The sequence below is a fragment of the Methylobacterium carpenticola genome (assembly GCF_042748905.1).
GTDB lineage: Bacteria > Pseudomonadota > Alphaproteobacteria > Rhizobiales > Beijerinckiaceae > Methylobacterium > Methylobacterium carpenticola.
This window is the reverse complement of sequence record NZ_JBHZEO010000001.1, coordinates 1,710,534-1,725,948: the sequence shown is the minus strand read 5'-3', so window position 1 is coordinate 1,725,948 and position 15,415 is coordinate 1,710,534. Positions and strand designations below refer to the sequence as shown.

The 15,415-nt window shown below is 72.2% G+C and carries 17 protein-coding genes; 9 read left to right on the top strand and 8 right to left on the bottom strand.

Annotated elements, in window-relative coordinates; genetic code table 11:
* Nucleotides 1–6 precede the first annotated feature (6 nt).
* Nucleotides 7–1,338: an aminotransferase-like domain-containing protein gene (locus ACE101_RS08325; RefSeq protein WP_379127823.1), complete on the top strand. Its 1,332-nt coding sequence runs from the start codon at nucleotides 7–9 to the stop codon at nucleotides 1,336–1,338.
* An 11-nt stretch (nucleotides 1,339–1,349) separates the two neighbouring features.
* On the opposite strand, the gene ACE101_RS08320 is transcribed toward ACE101_RS08325, so the two are convergent.
* Complete coding sequence (locus ACE101_RS08320; RefSeq protein WP_379127822.1) at nucleotides 1,350–2,141, bottom strand: class II glutamine amidotransferase; 792 nt, start codon at nucleotides 2,139–2,141, stop codon at nucleotides 1,350–1,352.
* A 315-nt stretch (nucleotides 2,142–2,456) separates the two neighbouring features.
* Here ACE101_RS08320 and ACE101_RS08315 point away from each other — a divergent pair, with 315 nt between their 5' ends.
* Complete coding sequence (locus ACE101_RS08315) at nucleotides 2,457–2,849, top strand: response regulator (RefSeq protein WP_379127819.1); 393 nt, start codon at nucleotides 2,457–2,459, stop codon at nucleotides 2,847–2,849.
* A gap of 85 nt (nucleotides 2,850–2,934) precedes the next feature.
* Here the strand turns inward: ACE101_RS08315 and ACE101_RS08310 are convergent, their stop codons facing one another.
* Together ACE101_RS08310 and ACE101_RS08305 are read right to left on the bottom strand one after the other, a co-directional pair.
* Nucleotides 2,935–3,960 (bottom strand): histone deacetylase family protein, encoded by a 1,026-nt coding sequence (locus ACE101_RS08310; protein WP_379127817.1) that lies wholly within the window; start codon nucleotides 3,958–3,960, stop codon nucleotides 2,935–2,937.
* Entirely contained in the window at nucleotides 3,957–4,658 is a 702-nt protein-coding gene (locus tag ACE101_RS08305) for a GntR family transcriptional regulator (protein ID WP_379127814.1), read from the bottom strand. Before ACE101_RS08305 ends, ACE101_RS08310 begins: the two co-directional genes overlap by 4 nt.
* 119 nt (nucleotides 4,659–4,777) lie before the next feature.
* Here ACE101_RS08305 and ACE101_RS08300 point away from each other — a divergent pair, with 119 nt between their 5' ends.
* The 7 genes from ACE101_RS08300 (at nucleotide 4,778) to ACE101_RS08270 (ending at nucleotide 11,959) form a co-directional block, all read left to right on the top strand.
* Nucleotides 4,778–5,536, top strand: coding sequence for a class II aldolase/adducin family protein (locus ACE101_RS08300; RefSeq protein WP_379127811.1), 759 nt, complete (start codon nucleotides 4,778–4,780; stop codon nucleotides 5,534–5,536).
* A gap of 81 nt (nucleotides 5,537–5,617) precedes the next feature.
* A complete protein-coding gene (locus ACE101_RS08295) occupies nucleotides 5,618–7,168 on the top strand; it encodes an ABC transporter substrate-binding protein (RefSeq protein ID WP_379127807.1) in 1,551 nt (516 codons plus the stop codon).
* Between the two features lie 3 nt (nucleotides 7,169–7,171).
* Nucleotides 7,172–8,143 (top strand): ABC transporter permease, encoded by a 972-nt coding sequence (locus tag ACE101_RS08290; RefSeq protein ID WP_379127804.1) that lies wholly within the window; start codon nucleotides 7,172–7,174, stop codon nucleotides 8,141–8,143.
* On the top strand, nucleotides 8,140–8,982 hold the full coding sequence (locus tag ACE101_RS08285) for an ABC transporter permease (protein WP_379127802.1): 843 nt from the start codon (nucleotides 8,140–8,142) through the stop codon (nucleotides 8,980–8,982). Before ACE101_RS08290 ends, ACE101_RS08285 begins: the two co-directional genes overlap by 4 nt.
* Nucleotides 8,979–10,583, top strand: coding sequence for an ABC transporter ATP-binding protein (locus ACE101_RS08280; RefSeq protein WP_379127799.1), 1,605 nt, complete (start codon nucleotides 8,979–8,981; stop codon nucleotides 10,581–10,583). Before ACE101_RS08285 ends, ACE101_RS08280 begins: the two co-directional genes overlap by 4 nt.
* The gene (locus ACE101_RS08275) at nucleotides 10,580–11,527 is read left to right on the top strand and encodes a 2-hydroxyacid dehydrogenase (protein ID WP_379127796.1); all 948 of its coding nucleotides are present in this window, start codon (nucleotides 10,580–10,582) and stop codon (nucleotides 11,525–11,527) included. The genes ACE101_RS08280 and ACE101_RS08275 overlap by 4 nt, the downstream gene beginning before the upstream one ends.
* Before the next feature lie 198 nt (nucleotides 11,528–11,725).
* A complete protein-coding gene (locus ACE101_RS08270; protein WP_379127794.1) occupies nucleotides 11,726–11,959 on the top strand; it encodes a hypothetical protein in 234 nt (77 codons plus the stop codon).
* On the opposite strand, the gene ACE101_RS08265 is transcribed toward ACE101_RS08270, so the two are convergent.
* The 5 genes from ACE101_RS08265 to ACE101_RS08245 form a co-directional block, all read right to left on the bottom strand.
* Entirely contained in the window at nucleotides 11,947–12,270 is a 324-nt protein-coding gene (locus ACE101_RS08265) for a hypothetical protein (protein ID WP_379127791.1), read from the bottom strand. The two genes, ACE101_RS08270 and ACE101_RS08265, sit on opposite strands and share 13 nt — an antisense overlap.
* Nucleotides 12,245–13,009, bottom strand: a complete 765-nt coding sequence (locus ACE101_RS08260) for an RlmE family RNA methyltransferase (RefSeq protein ID WP_379127790.1) — start codon at nucleotides 13,007–13,009, stop codon at nucleotides 12,245–12,247. Before ACE101_RS08260 ends, ACE101_RS08265 begins: the two co-directional genes overlap by 26 nt.
* A gap of 68 nt (nucleotides 13,010–13,077) precedes the next feature.
* Nucleotides 13,078–14,205, bottom strand: coding sequence for a Ppx/GppA phosphatase family protein (locus ACE101_RS08255; RefSeq protein WP_379127787.1), 1,128 nt, complete (start codon nucleotides 14,203–14,205; stop codon nucleotides 13,078–13,080).
* 111 nt (nucleotides 14,206–14,316) lie between these two features.
* Nucleotides 14,317–14,796 (bottom strand): response regulator, encoded by a 480-nt coding sequence (locus ACE101_RS08250; protein ID WP_379127785.1) that lies wholly within the window; start codon nucleotides 14,794–14,796, stop codon nucleotides 14,317–14,319.
* A 94-nt stretch (nucleotides 14,797–14,890) separates the two neighbouring features.
* Nucleotides 14,891–15,193, bottom strand: coding sequence for a (2Fe-2S)-binding protein (locus ACE101_RS08245; protein WP_379127784.1), 303 nt, complete (start codon nucleotides 15,191–15,193; stop codon nucleotides 14,891–14,893).
* Between the last annotated feature and the right edge of the window lie 222 nt (nucleotides 15,194–15,415).

Genomic DNA, 15,415 nt, shown 5'->3' with positions numbered 1-15,415 from the left:
TCGCCCATGTCCGACTACCGCGTCATCGCCGATGCCGTCGCGGCCGAGATCGCGGCCGGGGACCTCAAGCCCGGCGAGCGCCTGCCGCCGCAGCGGCAATTCGCCTATGCGCGCGGCATCGCCGTCTCGACGGCGAGCCGCGTCTATACCGAGCTGACCCGCCGGGGATTGGTGCTCGGCGAGGTCGGGCGGGGAACCTACGTGCGGTCGGATCTCGGCGCCGCGGTGCCGATCCTGCCGGAGCCGCCGCAATCCGCGATCGATCTCCAGCGGACGCTCTCGGCCCTGCCGGAGCAGGAGGCGGCGCTGGCCGACGCGCTGGCGGCCCTCGCCCGGACCGGCGCCATGGGCACGGCCCTGGACCAAGTGGGCCCCCACGGAACGCCGCGGGCGCGGGCGGTGGCGGCGCGCTTCCTCGCCCGGCATGGCCGCGCGCCCGATCCCGACGACATCCTCTTCACCGGCAATGGCCGCCAGGGCCTGGCCGCGGCCCTGGCGGCGCTGGCCAAGCCCGGCGAGCGGATCGGCTGCGAGCCGCTGACCTATCCGGTCGCGAAGGGAATCGCCGCCCGCCTGGGGATCGCCCTCGTGCCGCTCGCGGTCGACGACGAGGGGATCCTGCCGGAAGCCATCCTCCAGGCGCATCGCGCCGCGCCGCTGAGCGGGCTCTACATCCAGCCGACCCTGCAGAACCCGCTCGGCCTGACCATGGGGGCCGGCCGCCGCGGCGCGATCGCCCGGGTGCTCGCGGCCACCGGGCTCGTGGCCGTGGAGGATGCGGTCTACAGCGTCCTGGCGGACGAGGAGGCGCTCGCCGCCCGGGCGCCGGACCGGACCATCCTGGTCGACAGCCTGTCGAAGCGCGTCATGCCGGGCCTGACGCTGGGGCTGATCGCCGCTCCTCCGGACTGGACCGACCGGCTCGCCGCCTCCATCCGGCAGGGCGGATGGTCCGCGACCGGGGTTCCGCTGGCGGCGGGCCTGCACTGGATGACCGATGGGACGGTCGACCGGCTCGCCGTGGCCAAGCGGGCCGATGCGCGGGCGCGTCAGGCGGTGGCACGGGACTGCCTGGGCGACCTGCCCATCCGCGGCCACGCGGGGGCCTACCATCTCTGGATGGAGCTGCCCGAGACGTGGCGGGCCGAAGCCTACGTGGCGGCCGCGCTGAGGCGCGGCATCGCGCTCACGCCGGCTTCCGCCTTCGCCGTCACGCCGGGCCATGCGCCGAACGCGGTCCGCATGGCCCTGGCGGCCCCGCCTCTGAGCGAACTCGCCCGCGCCCTGCACAGCCTGCGCCGCCTCGCCTTCACGAGCGACGAGCCGGCGGTCGAGTAGCCTCGAGCCCCTCAGGCGGCGATGCGGCCTGAAGCGGCCTCGGCAACGATGACCCGGGTCGGCGCCCCGGTCCGGGCCATCAGGGTTCCGCCCTTCGGCACCACGGTCCAGCCCTCGCGGCAGCCGTCGATGGGTTCGGAGACGACGACGACGCCGGTCGGCGTCTCGCGCCAGTAGAGGCTCGGCGGGTGCCCGTCGCAGGCCCAGCGGAAGGCGGTCAGGCTCTCGCCGTCGCTCAGCACCGCGGTGAGCCGCAGGGGCTCCTCGATGGCGGCCGCCCGCATCAGGTCCCGCACGATCCTCGCCGTCTCGGCCATCGCCCCGACCGGGTCCGCCTCAAGGCCGTTCGCCAGGGCGAGCAGGAACAGAGCTTCGGAATCCGTCGAGCCGGCCCGGGCCTCGTAGAGGTGATCGGGGATCAGCGCCTCCAGGCGCCGCTTGATCCGGCCGTAGCCGCCGATCTGGCCGTTATGCATGAACAGCAGCCGGCCATGCGCGAAGGGGTGGCAGTTCGCCCGCGTCGTCGCGGTGCCCGTGGAGGCGCGCACATGGGCCATGAAGGTGCGGGCGCGGATCTGCCGGGTGAGGCTGCGCAGGTTCTCGTCGGACCAGGCCGGCCGCACGTCGCGGAATAGGCCGGGCTCCGGGCGCTCGCCGTACCAGCCGATGCCGAAACCGTCGCCGTTGGTCCCGGTCACCGCCTCGGCGGCGTGCAACGACTGGTGGATCAGGGAATGGGCTGGCGTGCAGACGAGGTCGTCGAGATAGACTGGTTCGCCGTGATAGGCGAGGAAACGGCACATCGCCCGAGCACCCGTGGGTTGAGACGCCCTGCGCCTGCTTCTCGCCGCGCCGCCGGACGCCTTCATCGAACCGTAACATTCCGGCTGCCAAGGTGAACAGCCCGTTAATGCGCCGCAGCATGACGCCGAAAACGGCAGCATCCGGGCGGCCCGCGCTTTCGCGCGCGGGGGGCGGGATCAATCGGACGAATGGCTCGTTGATTCCGGTCGGTCTTCCGACCTTCAATGCGCCGCCGCGACGGCCCTTCCTCTTCCCGAAACTTGGCCGTGCCGTCCGCGACGGTGGAATATTTTCATGACTTGACAGGAGGCATCATGGGCAGAGCTGCGTCCCCCGGTCCGATCGCCGTGGTGGTGGAGGACGACGCGTCCACGCGCGACTTCGCGGCCGCGATCCTCGAGGAAACCGACCTCGACGTGATCGCGTGCGAGACTGCCGAGGATGCTCTGAGCGTGATTCGCGCGCATCCCGACGAGGTCGCGCTCGTGTTCACGGAGGTCCGGCTCGGAGGCGCGATGGACGGGGCGACGCTCGCCCGCACGGTGGATCGGGAATGGCCCGAGGTGCGGGTGGTGGTCACCTCGGAGGACGGCCGCACGCAGCCGCTGCCCGACCACGCCGTCTACATGCGCAAGCCCTGGCGTCCCCTCGACGTGCTGGTCCAGGCCGAGCGGGCGACGGTGGAATCGACGGCCCGCGTCGCCTGAGACGCAGCTCCTCCCCTCTCCCGAGTGGGAGAGGGGGTTCCCGATCCCGCCTTGTCCCCGGACCGCACCGACGTCTCTGCGCGCCTCAGCGCGCCGCCTCGAAGCCCTCCAGCACCGCCGCGAGGTTGGGGCCGAGATGCTCGGAGAGGTAGCCCCCCTCCTGCACCAGCACGGTCGGCAGCCCGAACCGGGCGAGCGCCGCGCCGATGCGGGTGAAGCCCTCGGTGCTGACCGCGAGGCCCGCGAGCGGATCGTGGACCGAGGCGTCGAGGCCGAGCGCCACCACGAGCGCCCCCGGCGCGAAGCTGCGGATGATCCGGCCCGCCTCGTCCAGGGTCGCCAGGTAACCGTCGTCGCCCGTGCCCAGCGGCAGCGGCAGGTTGCGGTTGGCGCCCAGGCCCGCACCCTCGCCGCGCTCGTGCGCGTAGCCCCACACGAAGGGGTAGAACCGCGCCGGGTCGGCGTGGATCGACACCGTCAGCACCGTGGGATCGGCGTAGAAGATGCCCTGCGTGCCGTTGCCGTGGTGGACGTCCACGTCGAGGATCGCGACGCGCTCGTGGCGCGTGCGCAGCAGCGCCGCCGCCACCGCGCTGTTGTTGAAGAAGCAGAACCCGCCCGCCCGGTCGCGATAGGCGTGGTGGCCCGGCGGACGGCACAGGGCGTAGGCCGCATCCTCCCCGTCGAGGACGAGCTGCGCGGCGCTCGCCGCCACGTCGGTGGCCGCGCAGGCCGCCGCGTAGGTGCCGGGGCCGATCGGGCAGGCGGTGTCCACCGTGTGCCAGCCGAGCCGGCCGATGATGTGCTCCGGATAGGTCGCGTCGTCGCGCATCGGATGGATGTTGGCCACCATCTCGGGGGCCGGATCGCCGAGCGCCGTCCAGGCATCCCAGGCCTCGGCCAGGAAGGCGAGGTAGTCCGGGCCGTGCACCCGCGCCCGGGCATCGTGCCCGAAGGTCTGCGGCGCGACCAGGGAATGGCCGCCCGCGCGCAGGCCCGCGAGCAGGCGGTCGGCCCGCTCGGGCTGCTCGGTCGTGCGCGTGACGCGCCCCCGCACGAGGAAGAACTGCGGATCGTGGCTGCGGTGATCCTCGGTGTAGACGGCTTTCATGGGGCCTCCGGTTTCGGGGAGAGAGTGCGCGCCAGCCGGCCCACCTCGCGCCACGCCACCCCGATGTGGTGGTCGATCTGCGCGACGATGCGCTCGGGGTGCCCCGCCTCGATGGCGGCGAGCACCGGCTCGTGGGTGCGGGCGATCTCGTCGGGGTCGTCGTAGAGCCGGCCGATCAGGCCGATCACCACCCGCAGTTCCGAGGCGAGGCCGTCGAAGACCCGCAGCAGCCGGCCGTTGTCGGCGATCTCGCAGATCGCCCGGTGGAATCGGTAATCGGCCTCGACGATGTGGGCGTCGTCGTCGCGCTCCGCCGCGGCGTAGAGCGCGTCGAGATGCCCGCGCAGGGTCGCGCGGGCGGCCGGGGTGAGCCGGCGGGACGCCTCGACGGCGGCGTGGCGCTCGACGCAGAGGCGCAGGTCGTAGACCTCGTCGAGATCCGCGGGCGAGATCTCGCGCACGAAGAAGCCGCGCCGGGGGCAGGCGCGCAGCAGGCCCTGGCTCTCCAGCAGGCGGGCCGCCTCGCGCACCGGCGCCCGGCTGATGCCGAGTTCCCGCGCCACCGCCGCTTCCACCACCTTGGAGCCGGGGGCGAGCCGGCCGCTGGTGATCGCGTCCGTGAGGCGGCGGGCGACCTGCCGCACGAGATCGCTATCGGACAGGACGGGCAGGCCGACGGGGGGGGACAACGGGCGCATGGCATCTCCGGCGGCAGAGTGTGCACCGAGTAAGCGTCGATTGTCGACAGTTTCGGCTTGATCCCGTGCGGGGGCCGCGTCACTCTCCGGACATCCGATCGTCGAAGGAGGGTTCGACCATGCCGTCACCCCGTACCGCCGAAGAGGCCGCCATTCGCGCCGACCTCGCGGCCGCCTACAGGCTCATTCACCGGCTCGGCCTCGACGACAGCATCTACACGCACATCTCCGCCCGCCTGCCGGGACCGGAGCACCGCTTCCTCATCAATCCCTACGGTCTGCGCTTCGAGGAGGTGACGGCCGGCAACCTCGTCACCGTCGACCTCGACGGGAAGGTGGTCGACGATCCCTACGGCAAGGGCATCAACCCGGCGGGCTTCACCATCCACAGCGCCATCCACGCGGCGCGGGAGGACGCGACCTGCGTCCTGCACACCCACACGGTGGCGGGCGTCGCAATCTCCTGCCAGGAGGAGGGGCTGCTGCCGCTCAACCAGTGGTCCATGCAGTTCACGGACCGCATCGCCTACCACGCCTACGAGGGCATCGCCCTCGATCTCGACGAGCGCGAGCGGCTGGTGGCGGATCTCGGCGACAAGTTCGTGATGATCCTGCGCAACCACGGCCTGCTCACCTGCGGGCGCACGGTCGGCGAGGCGTTCAAGCTGATGCACAACATGGAGCGCTCGTGCCGGGCGCAGCTCGCGATCCAGGCGGCGGGCGCCCCCCTGGTCCGGCCCTCCGCCGCCATCGCCCGCAAGACGGCGGGCCAATACGCCACCTTCGGCGAGAAGGTCGCCTCGGGCGCGCTGGCCGACACCGAATGGGAGGCGTTCAAGCGGATGCTGGAGCGCAGCGACCCCGACTACAGGAACTGATCCGGACGGCGCGGGGCAGCCCCCCCGCGCCCGATGACGACCATGGCTGGCACAACAACCGAAGCGGCGGAGAGGGTGCAGATGATCAGGCGGTTCGCGGCGGGCACGGCGTTGCTTCTCACCCTGGCGGGCGCGGCCTTCGCGCAGGCGCCGAAGCCCGGCGGCGTCGCCAACGTGGTCATCCAGCCCGAACCCCCGGGGCTGATGCTGGGCCTGCTCCAGAACGGCCCGACCCAGATGGTGGCGGGCAACATCTACGAGGGCCTGCTGCGCTACAACGAGGCCCTGGACCCGCAGCCCGGCCTCGCCGAGAGCTGGGAGGCGAGCCCGGACGGCAGGACCTACACCTTCCACCTCGTCAAGACCGCCACCTGGCACGACGGCAAGCCCTTCACCGCCGACGACGTGCTGTTCTCGGTCGAGTTCCTGCGCCAGACCCATCCGCGCGCCAAGGCCAACATGGCCAAGGTGACGAGCATCACCGCCCCCGACGCCCACACGGTGGTGTTCTCGCTCTCCGAGCCCTTCGGGCCCTTCCTCGGCATCTTCGAGGTCGGCTCGCTGCCGATGATCCCCAAGCACCTCTACGCGGGCACGGACTACAAGACCAACCCGGCCAACAACACGCCGGTCGGCACCGGCCCCTTCATGTTCAAGGAATGGAAGAAGGGTTCGTACATCCGGCTCGTGAAGAACCCGAACTACCACGTCGCGGGCAAGCCCTACCTCGACGAGATCTACTGGCACGTGATCCCGGACGCGGCGTCGCGGGCGGTGGCCTTCGAGACCGGCAAGGTCGACGTGCTGCCGGGCGGCTCGGTCGAGAACTTCGACGTGCCGCGCCTGTCGAAGATGAAGGGCGCCTGCGTGACCGGCAAGGGCTGGGAGTTCTTCGGCCCGCATTCCTGGCTGTGGCTCAACAACCGCCAGGGCCCGACCGCGAACAAGGCCTTCCGGCAGGCGGTGTCCTACGCCCTCGACCGCGACTTCGCCAAGGACGTGGTCTGGAACGGGCTCGGCAATCCGGCGACCGGCCCGATCTCCTCGTCGACCCGCTTCCACAACGGCAAGCTCGCCAAGTACTCCTACGATCCCGCCAAGGCCAAGGCCCTGCTGAAGGAGTCCGGCTACAAGGGCGAGACCGTGCGGCTGCTGCCGCTGCCCTACGGCGAGACCTGGCAGCGCTGGGCCGAGGCGGTGAAGCAGAACCTGGAGGATGTCGGCATCAAGACCGAGCTGGTCGCCACCGACGTCGCCGGCTGGAACCAGAAGACCGCCGACTGGGACTACGACATCGCCTTCACCTACCTCTACCAGTACGGCGACCCGGCGCTCGGCGTCGCGCGCAACTACGTCTCCTCGCAGATCGCCAAGGGCTCGCCCTGGAACAACGTCGAGGGCTATTCCAACCCCGCCGTCGACAAGGGCTTCGCGGACGGCGCGGTGGCGGTCCAGGCCGCCGACCGGCAGGCCATCTACGACACCGTGCAGAAGACCCTGATCGAGGACGCGCCGGTGGCGTGGCTGCTCGAACTCCAGTTCCCGACGATCACCCGCTGCAAGGTGCACGACCTCGTCACCACCGGCATCGGCGTGAACGACGGCTTCCGCGACGCCTGGATCGAGCGCTGACGCGTGGCCCTCTTCCTCGCGCGCCGCATCGGCAAGGGGCTCCTGGTGCTCCTCGCCATCGTGGTCCTCAACTTCTTCCTCATCCGCCTCGCCCCGGGCGACCCCGCCCTGGTGATGGCGGGCGAGGCCGGGGCGGGCGATCAGGCCTACGTGGCGCAGCTCCGGGAGAAGTTCGGGCTCGACCAATCGCTGCCGACCCAGCTCGGGCTCTATCTCGGCAACATCCTCACCCTCGATCTCGGCTATTCCGTGCGCCAGCAGATGCCGGTGGGCCAGCTCATCCTCGACCGGCTGCCGGCGACCCTGCTCCTCACCGGCACCGCCTTCCTGGTCTCGCTCGGCCTCGGCGTGCTGTTCGGGGCGCTCGCCGCGCGGCGGGCGGGGCGCTGGTCGGACACCGCCATCACGGGCCTCGCGCTCCTGTTCTACGCCACGCCCCTGTTCTGGGTGTCGCTGATGGCGATCATCGTGTTCTCGGTGCGGCTCGACTGGCTGCCGGCTTTCGGCTTCGAGACGGTGGGCGGGGGCTATACGGGCCTCGCCCGCGCGGGCGACATCGCCCTCCACCTCGTCCTGCCGTCCCTGACCCTCGGGCTGTTCTTCATGGCGGTCTACGTCCGCATGACCCGCGCCTCGATGCTGGAGGTGGCGGGCCAGGACTTCGTGAAGACCGCCCGGGCCAAGGGCCTGCGGGAGGGCGTCATCCAGCGCCGCCACGTGCTGCGCAACGCCCTGCTGCCGGTCGTCACCCTGGCCGGCCTCCAGGCGGGCACCCTCGTCGGCGGCGCGATCCTCACCGAGACGGTGTTCGCGTGGCCGGGCATCGGCCGGCTCATGTACGAGGCTCTGCTCCAGCGCGACTACAACCTGCTCCTCGGCGTCTTCGTGGTCTCCTCCGCCATGGTGCTGATCTTCAACCTCGCCACCGACGTGATCTACCGCGTGGTCGATCCGCGCATCGAGGCCGCCCGATGAGACGCGGCGCCCTCGCCACCTTCCTGCGCCACCCGGGCGCGGTGATCGGGATCGTGATCCTGCTCCTCGTCGTGGCGGCGGCGATCCTCGCGCCCGTCCTCTACCCGACCTCGCCCTGGCGGATGGTGCAGCGGCCCTTCGTGCCGCCCTTCACGCTGGAGCGGGTGCCCCTCGGCACCGACGCGCTCGGGCGCGACATCGCCGCGGGCCTGATGCACGGGGCGGGCGTCTCGCTGATGGTCGGTCTCGTCTCGACGCTGGCCGCCCTCCTGATCGGCGTGCCGATCGGGGCGCTCGCCGGCTATTTCGGCGGTCGGGTCGACGACGCGCTGATGCGCTTCACCGAGCTGTTCCAGACCATCCCGAGCTTCGCGCTCGCCATCGTGCTGGTGGCGATCCTGCAGCCGGCCCTGTCCTCGCTGATCCTCGCCATCGCGCTGGTGAGCTGGCCGCCGGTGACGCGGCTGGTGCGCGGCGAGGTGCTCTCCCTGCGCTCGCGCGACTACGTGCAGGCGGCGGTCGTCACCGGCCAGACCACCTTCACCATCCTGCGGCGCGAGATCCTGCCCAACACCCTCTCGCCCATCGTGGTGCTGGCCTCGCTGATGGTCGCCACCGCGATCCTGCTCGAATCCTCGCTGTCCTTCCTGGGGCTCGGCGATCCGAACCGGATGTCCTGGGGCTTCATGGTCGGGGCCGGCCGCACGGTGATCCGGCAGGCGTGGTGGATCACCGCCCTGCCGGGCCTCGTGATCCTGCTCACCGTGCTCGCCCTCAACCTGATCGGGGAGGGGCTCAACGACGCCCTCAACCCGCGCCTGTCCCGGGAGGGAAGATGAGCACCGTCGTCTCCGTCCGGAACCTGCGGCTCGCCCTGCCGGCGGGCGCCGACCGCGAACACGCGGTCGACGGGGTCTCCTTCGACCTCACGGCGGGCGAGATCCTCTGCCTCGTCGGCGAATCGGGCTCGGGCAAGTCGATGTGCGCCCACGCCCTGATGGGCCTCCTGCCGAAGGCGGTGCGGCCCGTGGGCGGGGAGATCCGCTTCGGGGCGACCGACCTCCTCGGCCAGGACGCGGCGGGCTGGCGCGACACCCGCGGCCGGCGCATCGGCATGATCTTCCAGGAGCCGATGACGGCCCTGAACCCGCTGATGCGCATCGGCGACCAGATCGCCGAGATGTACGAGGCCCACGGCCTCCTCACCCCGGCCGAGCGCCGCGCCCGCGCGGTGGCGCTCGCCACGGAGGTCGGGCTGCCGGAGCCGGAGCGCATCGTGCGGGCCTATCCGCACCAGCTCTCCGGCGGCCAGCGCCAGCGGGCGATGATCGCCATGGCGCTCGCCCTCGAACCGGCGGTGCTCGTCGCCGACGAGCCCACCACCGCCCTCGACGTGACGACCCAGGCGCAGATCCTCGGCCTGATCCGCGACCTGCAACGCCGCCACGGCATGGCGGTGCTGTTCATCACCCACGATTTCGGCGTGGTGGCGGAGATCGCCGACCGGGTGCTGGTTCTGCGCCACGGCCGCGTGGTCGAGGAGGGCCCGGCCCCTGCCGTGCTCGGGCGCCCGCAGCAGGCCTATACCCGCACCCTGCTCGCCGCCGTGCCCTCGATGGATCCGCCCTCCCGGCCGCCGGTCGCGGGCGCGAAGGCCGTCGAGGTGGCAGGCCTCTCCAAGACCTACGTCACGGGCGGCGGCTGGTGGCAGAAGCCCCGCCGGGTCGAGGCCGCGCGCGCGGTCGCCTTCGCCCTCCACAAGGGCGAGACGCTCGGCCTCGTCGGCGAATCGGGCTCCGGCAAGTCCTCGATCGCCAAGCTGGTGATGCGCCTCGTCGAGCCCGATGCCGGCAGCGTGCGGATCGGCGACACCGACCTGACCCGGCTCTCGGGCGAGGCCCTGCGCCGGGCCCGGCGCCGGATCCAGATGGTGTTCCAGGATCCCTTCGCGTCGCTCAACCCGCGGCGCAGCGTCGGGCGCATCATCGCGGACGGCCCCCGCGCCCACGGCGTGCCGGAGGCCGAGGCCACGGCGCGCGCCCGGGAACTCCTGAGCCTCGTCGGGCTCGATCCGTCCGCCTTCGAGCGCTTCCCGCACGAATTCTCCGGCGGCCAGCGCCAGCGCATCGGCATCGCCCGGGCGCTCGCCCTGGAGCCCGAGATCCTGGTGGCGGACGAGGCGGTCTCGGCCCTCGACGTCTCGGTCCAGGCGCAGGTGCTGGCGCTCCTGGAGGACCTGAAGCGGCGGCTCGGCCTCTCGATGCTGTTCATCACCCACGACCTGCGGGTGGCGGCCCAGATCTGCGACCGCATCGCGGTGATGCGCCGGGGCGAGATCGTGGAGCTGAAGCCCGCCGCCGCCCTCTTCGCCCATCCCGAGCACCCCTACACGCGCGCCCTCCTCGACGCCGTGCCGGGCCGGACCCGCAGCGCCGCATGACCACGCCCCTGCGCTGCGTGCTGCTCAGCACGACCCTCGACCTCGCGCGCCATTTCGGCCCGGTTCTCGCGGAGGTCGCCGACGTCATCGAGGCCGTGCCCCACCCGGTGGCGGAGGGGGCAGGGGACGTGCCGATGGCGCTCGCGTGGTTCCCGCCCGCGGACGCCTTCGCGCAGTATCCGAACCTCCGGGCCGTCTGCTCCATCGCCGCCGGGGTCGACAGCCTGCTCGCCTGCCCGGGCCTGCCGCCGGACGTCGCCGTCGTGCGCGTGGTCGATCCCGATCAGGCCCGGGCCATGTCCTGCTTCGTGCTCTGGCACGTGATCGGGCACCAGCGGCGCTTCCGCACCTACGCGGAGAACCAAGCGCGGGCCGCGTGGCGGCCGCTGGGCCAGCGCCCGGCCGGCGAGATCACCGTGGGGCTCCTCGGCTACGGGCGAATGGGGGCGCAGGTCGCGGCCGATCTCGCGGCGCTCGGCTTCACGGTCCTGGCCTGGAGCCGGAGCGAGCGGCCGCCCGAGGCGGCGGTCGCGCATCATCACGGGGCGGAGGGCCTCGCGGCGCTGCTGGCGCGCACCGACGTGCTGGTGAACCTGCTGCCGCTCACGCCCGAGACGAAGGGCATCCTCGACGCGTCGCTGTTCCGGCGGCTCAAGCCCGGCGCGACCCTCGTGCAGGTCGGGCGCGGCGCCCATCTGGTCGAGGCCGATCTCCTCGCCGCCCTCGACGACGGCCCCCTCGGCGCGGCGGCCCTCGACGTGTTCGCGGTCGAGCCGCTGCCGGAGGCGCATCCGTTCTGGCGGCATCCGAAGATCGTGGTCACGCCCCACGAGGCCTGCGACGCGAGCCCGCAGGCGGTCGCCGCGATGTTGCGGGCCACCGCCACAGCCCTGCGGGCGGGGGAGCCGATCCCGCACGCCGTGGACCGGGGGCGGGGCTACTGAGGATCGGCGGTCCCGGCGGATTCGGCAAGCAGGCGGCTCCCCGCGCAGCCATTCGTTAACCATCCCGGCCGCAGAGTTAACCTTACGCACGGCGGCGCCCGGATCCGCCGCCGCTCTCCGGCCCCGGGACGCGACTTCGTTTCGCCGCGTTGCGGGTCCACACTCGGTCCGGCGAATCAGATCCAAGGGGCGATACGCATGCTCGGCACGGTTTCCGCCTTCCTGATGATCCTCATGGTTCTGGCGCTGCGGAACATCGCCAAGGCGATGCTGCTGCCGGTCTACGCGGTGCGCGACATCCATCGCGGCCGTTACCTCCGCGGCCTCGTCATGCTCTCCTGCTCGGGGCTCGCCGTCTGGGCGATCTGGAGCAGCACCCATGCGGGCCGCGTTCCCGCGACCCCGGTCGCCGCCTCCGTCTATACCGGCTGATCCTCCACCCGCTCCGCCGCCGCCACGGCGCGGAGCGCGGACGCGACCCGCTCCCGCACCGCGGCCTCCGAGAGCGGATCCGCGATCACGAGGCTCGCCACCACCTGCGGGTATTGCTGCCGCCGCTTCGGCGTGCGGGCGTGATCGGCGATACGAACCTGATGCGGGCCGCCCGGCGCCCGCAGGTAGAGGCTGCCGCTGCGCGCGCCCTCGGCCACGGGCGCGAAGCCGTGCCCCACGAGCAGGTCGCACGCCAGGGCCCGCGCCGCCCGCGGCGTCAGGCGGTCAGGGCCGCCAAGCCGGCGCCGCATCCTCCTCCGGCTCCTCGTCGTCGGGCGTCCCGGCCTCGTCCGGCCCGCCCCGGTAGCCGGTGGCCAGCACGTAGAGCTCGCTCGAATCCGCCCGGCTCGCCGCCGGCTTCACGTGGCGCACGGTGGCGAAGTCGCGCTTGAGGTCGGCGAGCAGCCCGCCCTCGGTGCCGCCCTGGAGCACCTTGGCGAGGTAGGCGCCCCCCGGGGCCAGCACCTCGCGGGCGAAGGCGGCGGCCGTCTCGGCGAGGCCCATGATGCGCAGGTGATCGGTCTTCTTGTGCCCGGTGGCGTTCGCCGCCATGTCGGACATCACGATGTCGGCCGGTCCGCCGAGCAGCTCGATCAGCCGGGCCGGCGCGCTCGCATCGAGGAAGTCGAGGGTGATGAAATCGACGCCGGGCATCGGCTCGATCTCCAGGAGGTCGATGCCGACGACGCGCCCGCGCGGCCCGGACGCGCCGGGATGCGCGCCGACCTTCGCGGCGGCCACCTGCGACCAGCCCCCGGGCGCCGCGCCGAGATCCACAACCCGCTGACCGGGCTTCAGGATGTGGAAGCGCTCGTCCATCTCGAGGAGCTTGTAGGCGGCCCGCGAGCGGTAGCCCTCGCGCTTGGCGCGGGCCACGTAGGGATCGTTGAGCTGCCGCTCCAGCCAGCGCTTGGACGAGACCGTGCGGCCGCGGGCGGTCCGCACCCGCTGCTTCAGGTCGCCCCGGGGCCCGCCCCGCCGATCGCTCATCGCCTCACTCCCGCACCTGCCCGTGGCAATGACGCCGAATGGCCGGCACCGCAAGGGTCATGCGGATCTCAACCCCGTCCGCCCCGGCGCCAGACGCCGTCCTCGCGCATCATGTTCATGAGCAGGCCCTCGCGCAGGCCCCGGTCGGCGATGCGCAGGCGCTCCGAGGGGAAGGCCCGGCGGATCGCCTCCAGGATGGCGCAGCCCGCCAGCACGAGGTCGGCCCGGTCGCGCCCGATGCAGGGGTTGCGCGCCCGCTCGGCGAGGCGCGTGTCGAGGAGGTCGCCGATCGCCGTCGAGACCTCGCGGTCGCTCATCCAGAGCCCGTCGATGCGCCGCCGGTCGTAGCGGGGCAGGCGCAGATGCATGGCGGCCAGCGTCGTCACCGTGCCGGAGGTGCCGAGCAGGTGGAAATGCGGCGCGTGGGCCGCCGCGCCGGCCATCAGGGCGAACTTGGTGAGCTTGGCCGAGACCTCCTCGACCATGCCCTCGAAGATCGCCGGGGTGACGTCGCTGCCGCCGTAGCGTTCCGCCAGGGTCACCACGCCCACCGGCAGGGAATCCCAGGCGCGGATGCGCAGGGTCGGGTCGGTGCTGCGGGCGAGCGCCGCGCTGCCGTGCAGCCAGACGATCTCCGTCGAGCCGCCGCCGATGTCGAAGATCACCACCGATTCCGCCTGCCGGTCGGCGAGGGCCGCGCAGCCGGTGACCGCGAGATAGGCCTCCGTGCGCCGGTCGACGATCTCGAGATCGAGCCCGACCTCGCGCCGCACCCGCGCCACGAAATCCGGCCCGTTCACCGCCAGCCGGCAGGCCTCGGTGGCGATGACCTTGGAGCGGAGGACGCCGCGTGCCTCCATCTTGGCGCGGCAGACGCTCAGCGCCTCGACGGTGCGCGTGATGGCCTCGTCGCTGAGGCGGTCGGTGCTGCCCAGGCCCTCGCCGAGCCGCACGATGCGCGAGAAGGCGTCGACGACGCGAAAGCCGTAGGGCGCCGGCTCCGCGATCAGGAGCCGGCAATTGTTCGTGCCGAGGTCGAGGGCCGCATAGGGGCGCCGGCGCGCGGGAGACACGGCGGCGGGACGGGACGTGGCGTAGCCGGCCGACCGCGCCTCGCGCAGCAGCACGCTCTGGCGCGCAGGCTCCGCCCGCTCCGCGGCGCGCGCCGGCACGGGGGCGGCAGTCTCGTCCCTCACGACGCCAACAATCCTTCCAGCCCATGACGGTTGCATGGGCAGCGCTGTCATGACCCAAGCTTACGTCGCCCGGTTGGGAACGCAATGCGTCGTTGCACCCGATTCCGGATGTCAGGCAACCACTTTGGGATTCATCGACAAGGCGACCCGCGGCAGCGGCCGCAGCAGGCTCTTGACCTGCGAGAACGGGCGCGGGCGGTTGATCACCTCGTCGAGGCGCGACCACAGGATCTTGGGCGAGAAGGGCTTGGCGATGATCTCGTTGACCCCGAGGTTGACCGCCCGGTCGACGATGTTGCGGCGGGGCTGGGCCAGCATCAGGATGATCGGCACGGTGGGCGCCGGGGAGGTGGCGGGGGTGCGCGCGAGGCGGATGAACTCCTCGCCCGAGAGGATGGCGAGATCCCAGTCCAGCACGACGAGATCGGGCTTGCTCTCGGCCAGCACGCCGAGCGCCTCGGCGCCGTCCGGCGCTTCGAGCACCCGCTTGATCCCCACCCGCATCAGCATGTCGCGCACGATGCGGCGGAGATAGAGGCTCTCATCGACCACCAGGGCGGAGAGGTCCGGGAAGGTCGGGGTGGCGATCATGGCGGGCCGGGGTGAGACGCCCCGATCCTAGAACCGCCTCCCTACGGTTCCCCTAACGCGATCACCGCAAAGCCGCCGAGGGGCGGGGAGCCGGTCAGGCAGCCTCGGCCGCGTGCTCCGCGCCGTGCCTGTGCTCCGCGCCATGCGTGCGCTCTGCGCCATGCGTGCGCTCCGCACTCAGCGGGCAGGCGGTGCTGCAGGCGGTGGTGCAGCTGTCGTGCGCCTCGGCGAGGGCCCGGGAGAGGATGCCGCGGATGGTGCGCGCGCAGCGCCCGCATTTCGGGCTGCAGCCCAGGCAGGCATAGACCTGGGCCGGCGTGCGGGGGCAACCCGGACCCGGATGGAGGCACGCGCGCACTTGGCCGTCGGAGAAGACGTTGCAGGAACAGACGATCATGCTGAGGATCGAGGCACCCGGTTCGTGGAGCATCCGGCGCTGGCGCCCGACCCTCCGTAGATTAGAACTTTTGAAAACTAAAGCACTTTCAATAAGTTATGGCCCATGGCGAGAATTCGCAAGCGGTCCGGGCAGGGCTGCGGCGGGGTAGCGCATGGGCGCCTCGGCGCCGAGGGCGGGCCGGAGGGGGCTGATACGGTTTCCGGACGATCACTTTCGGAA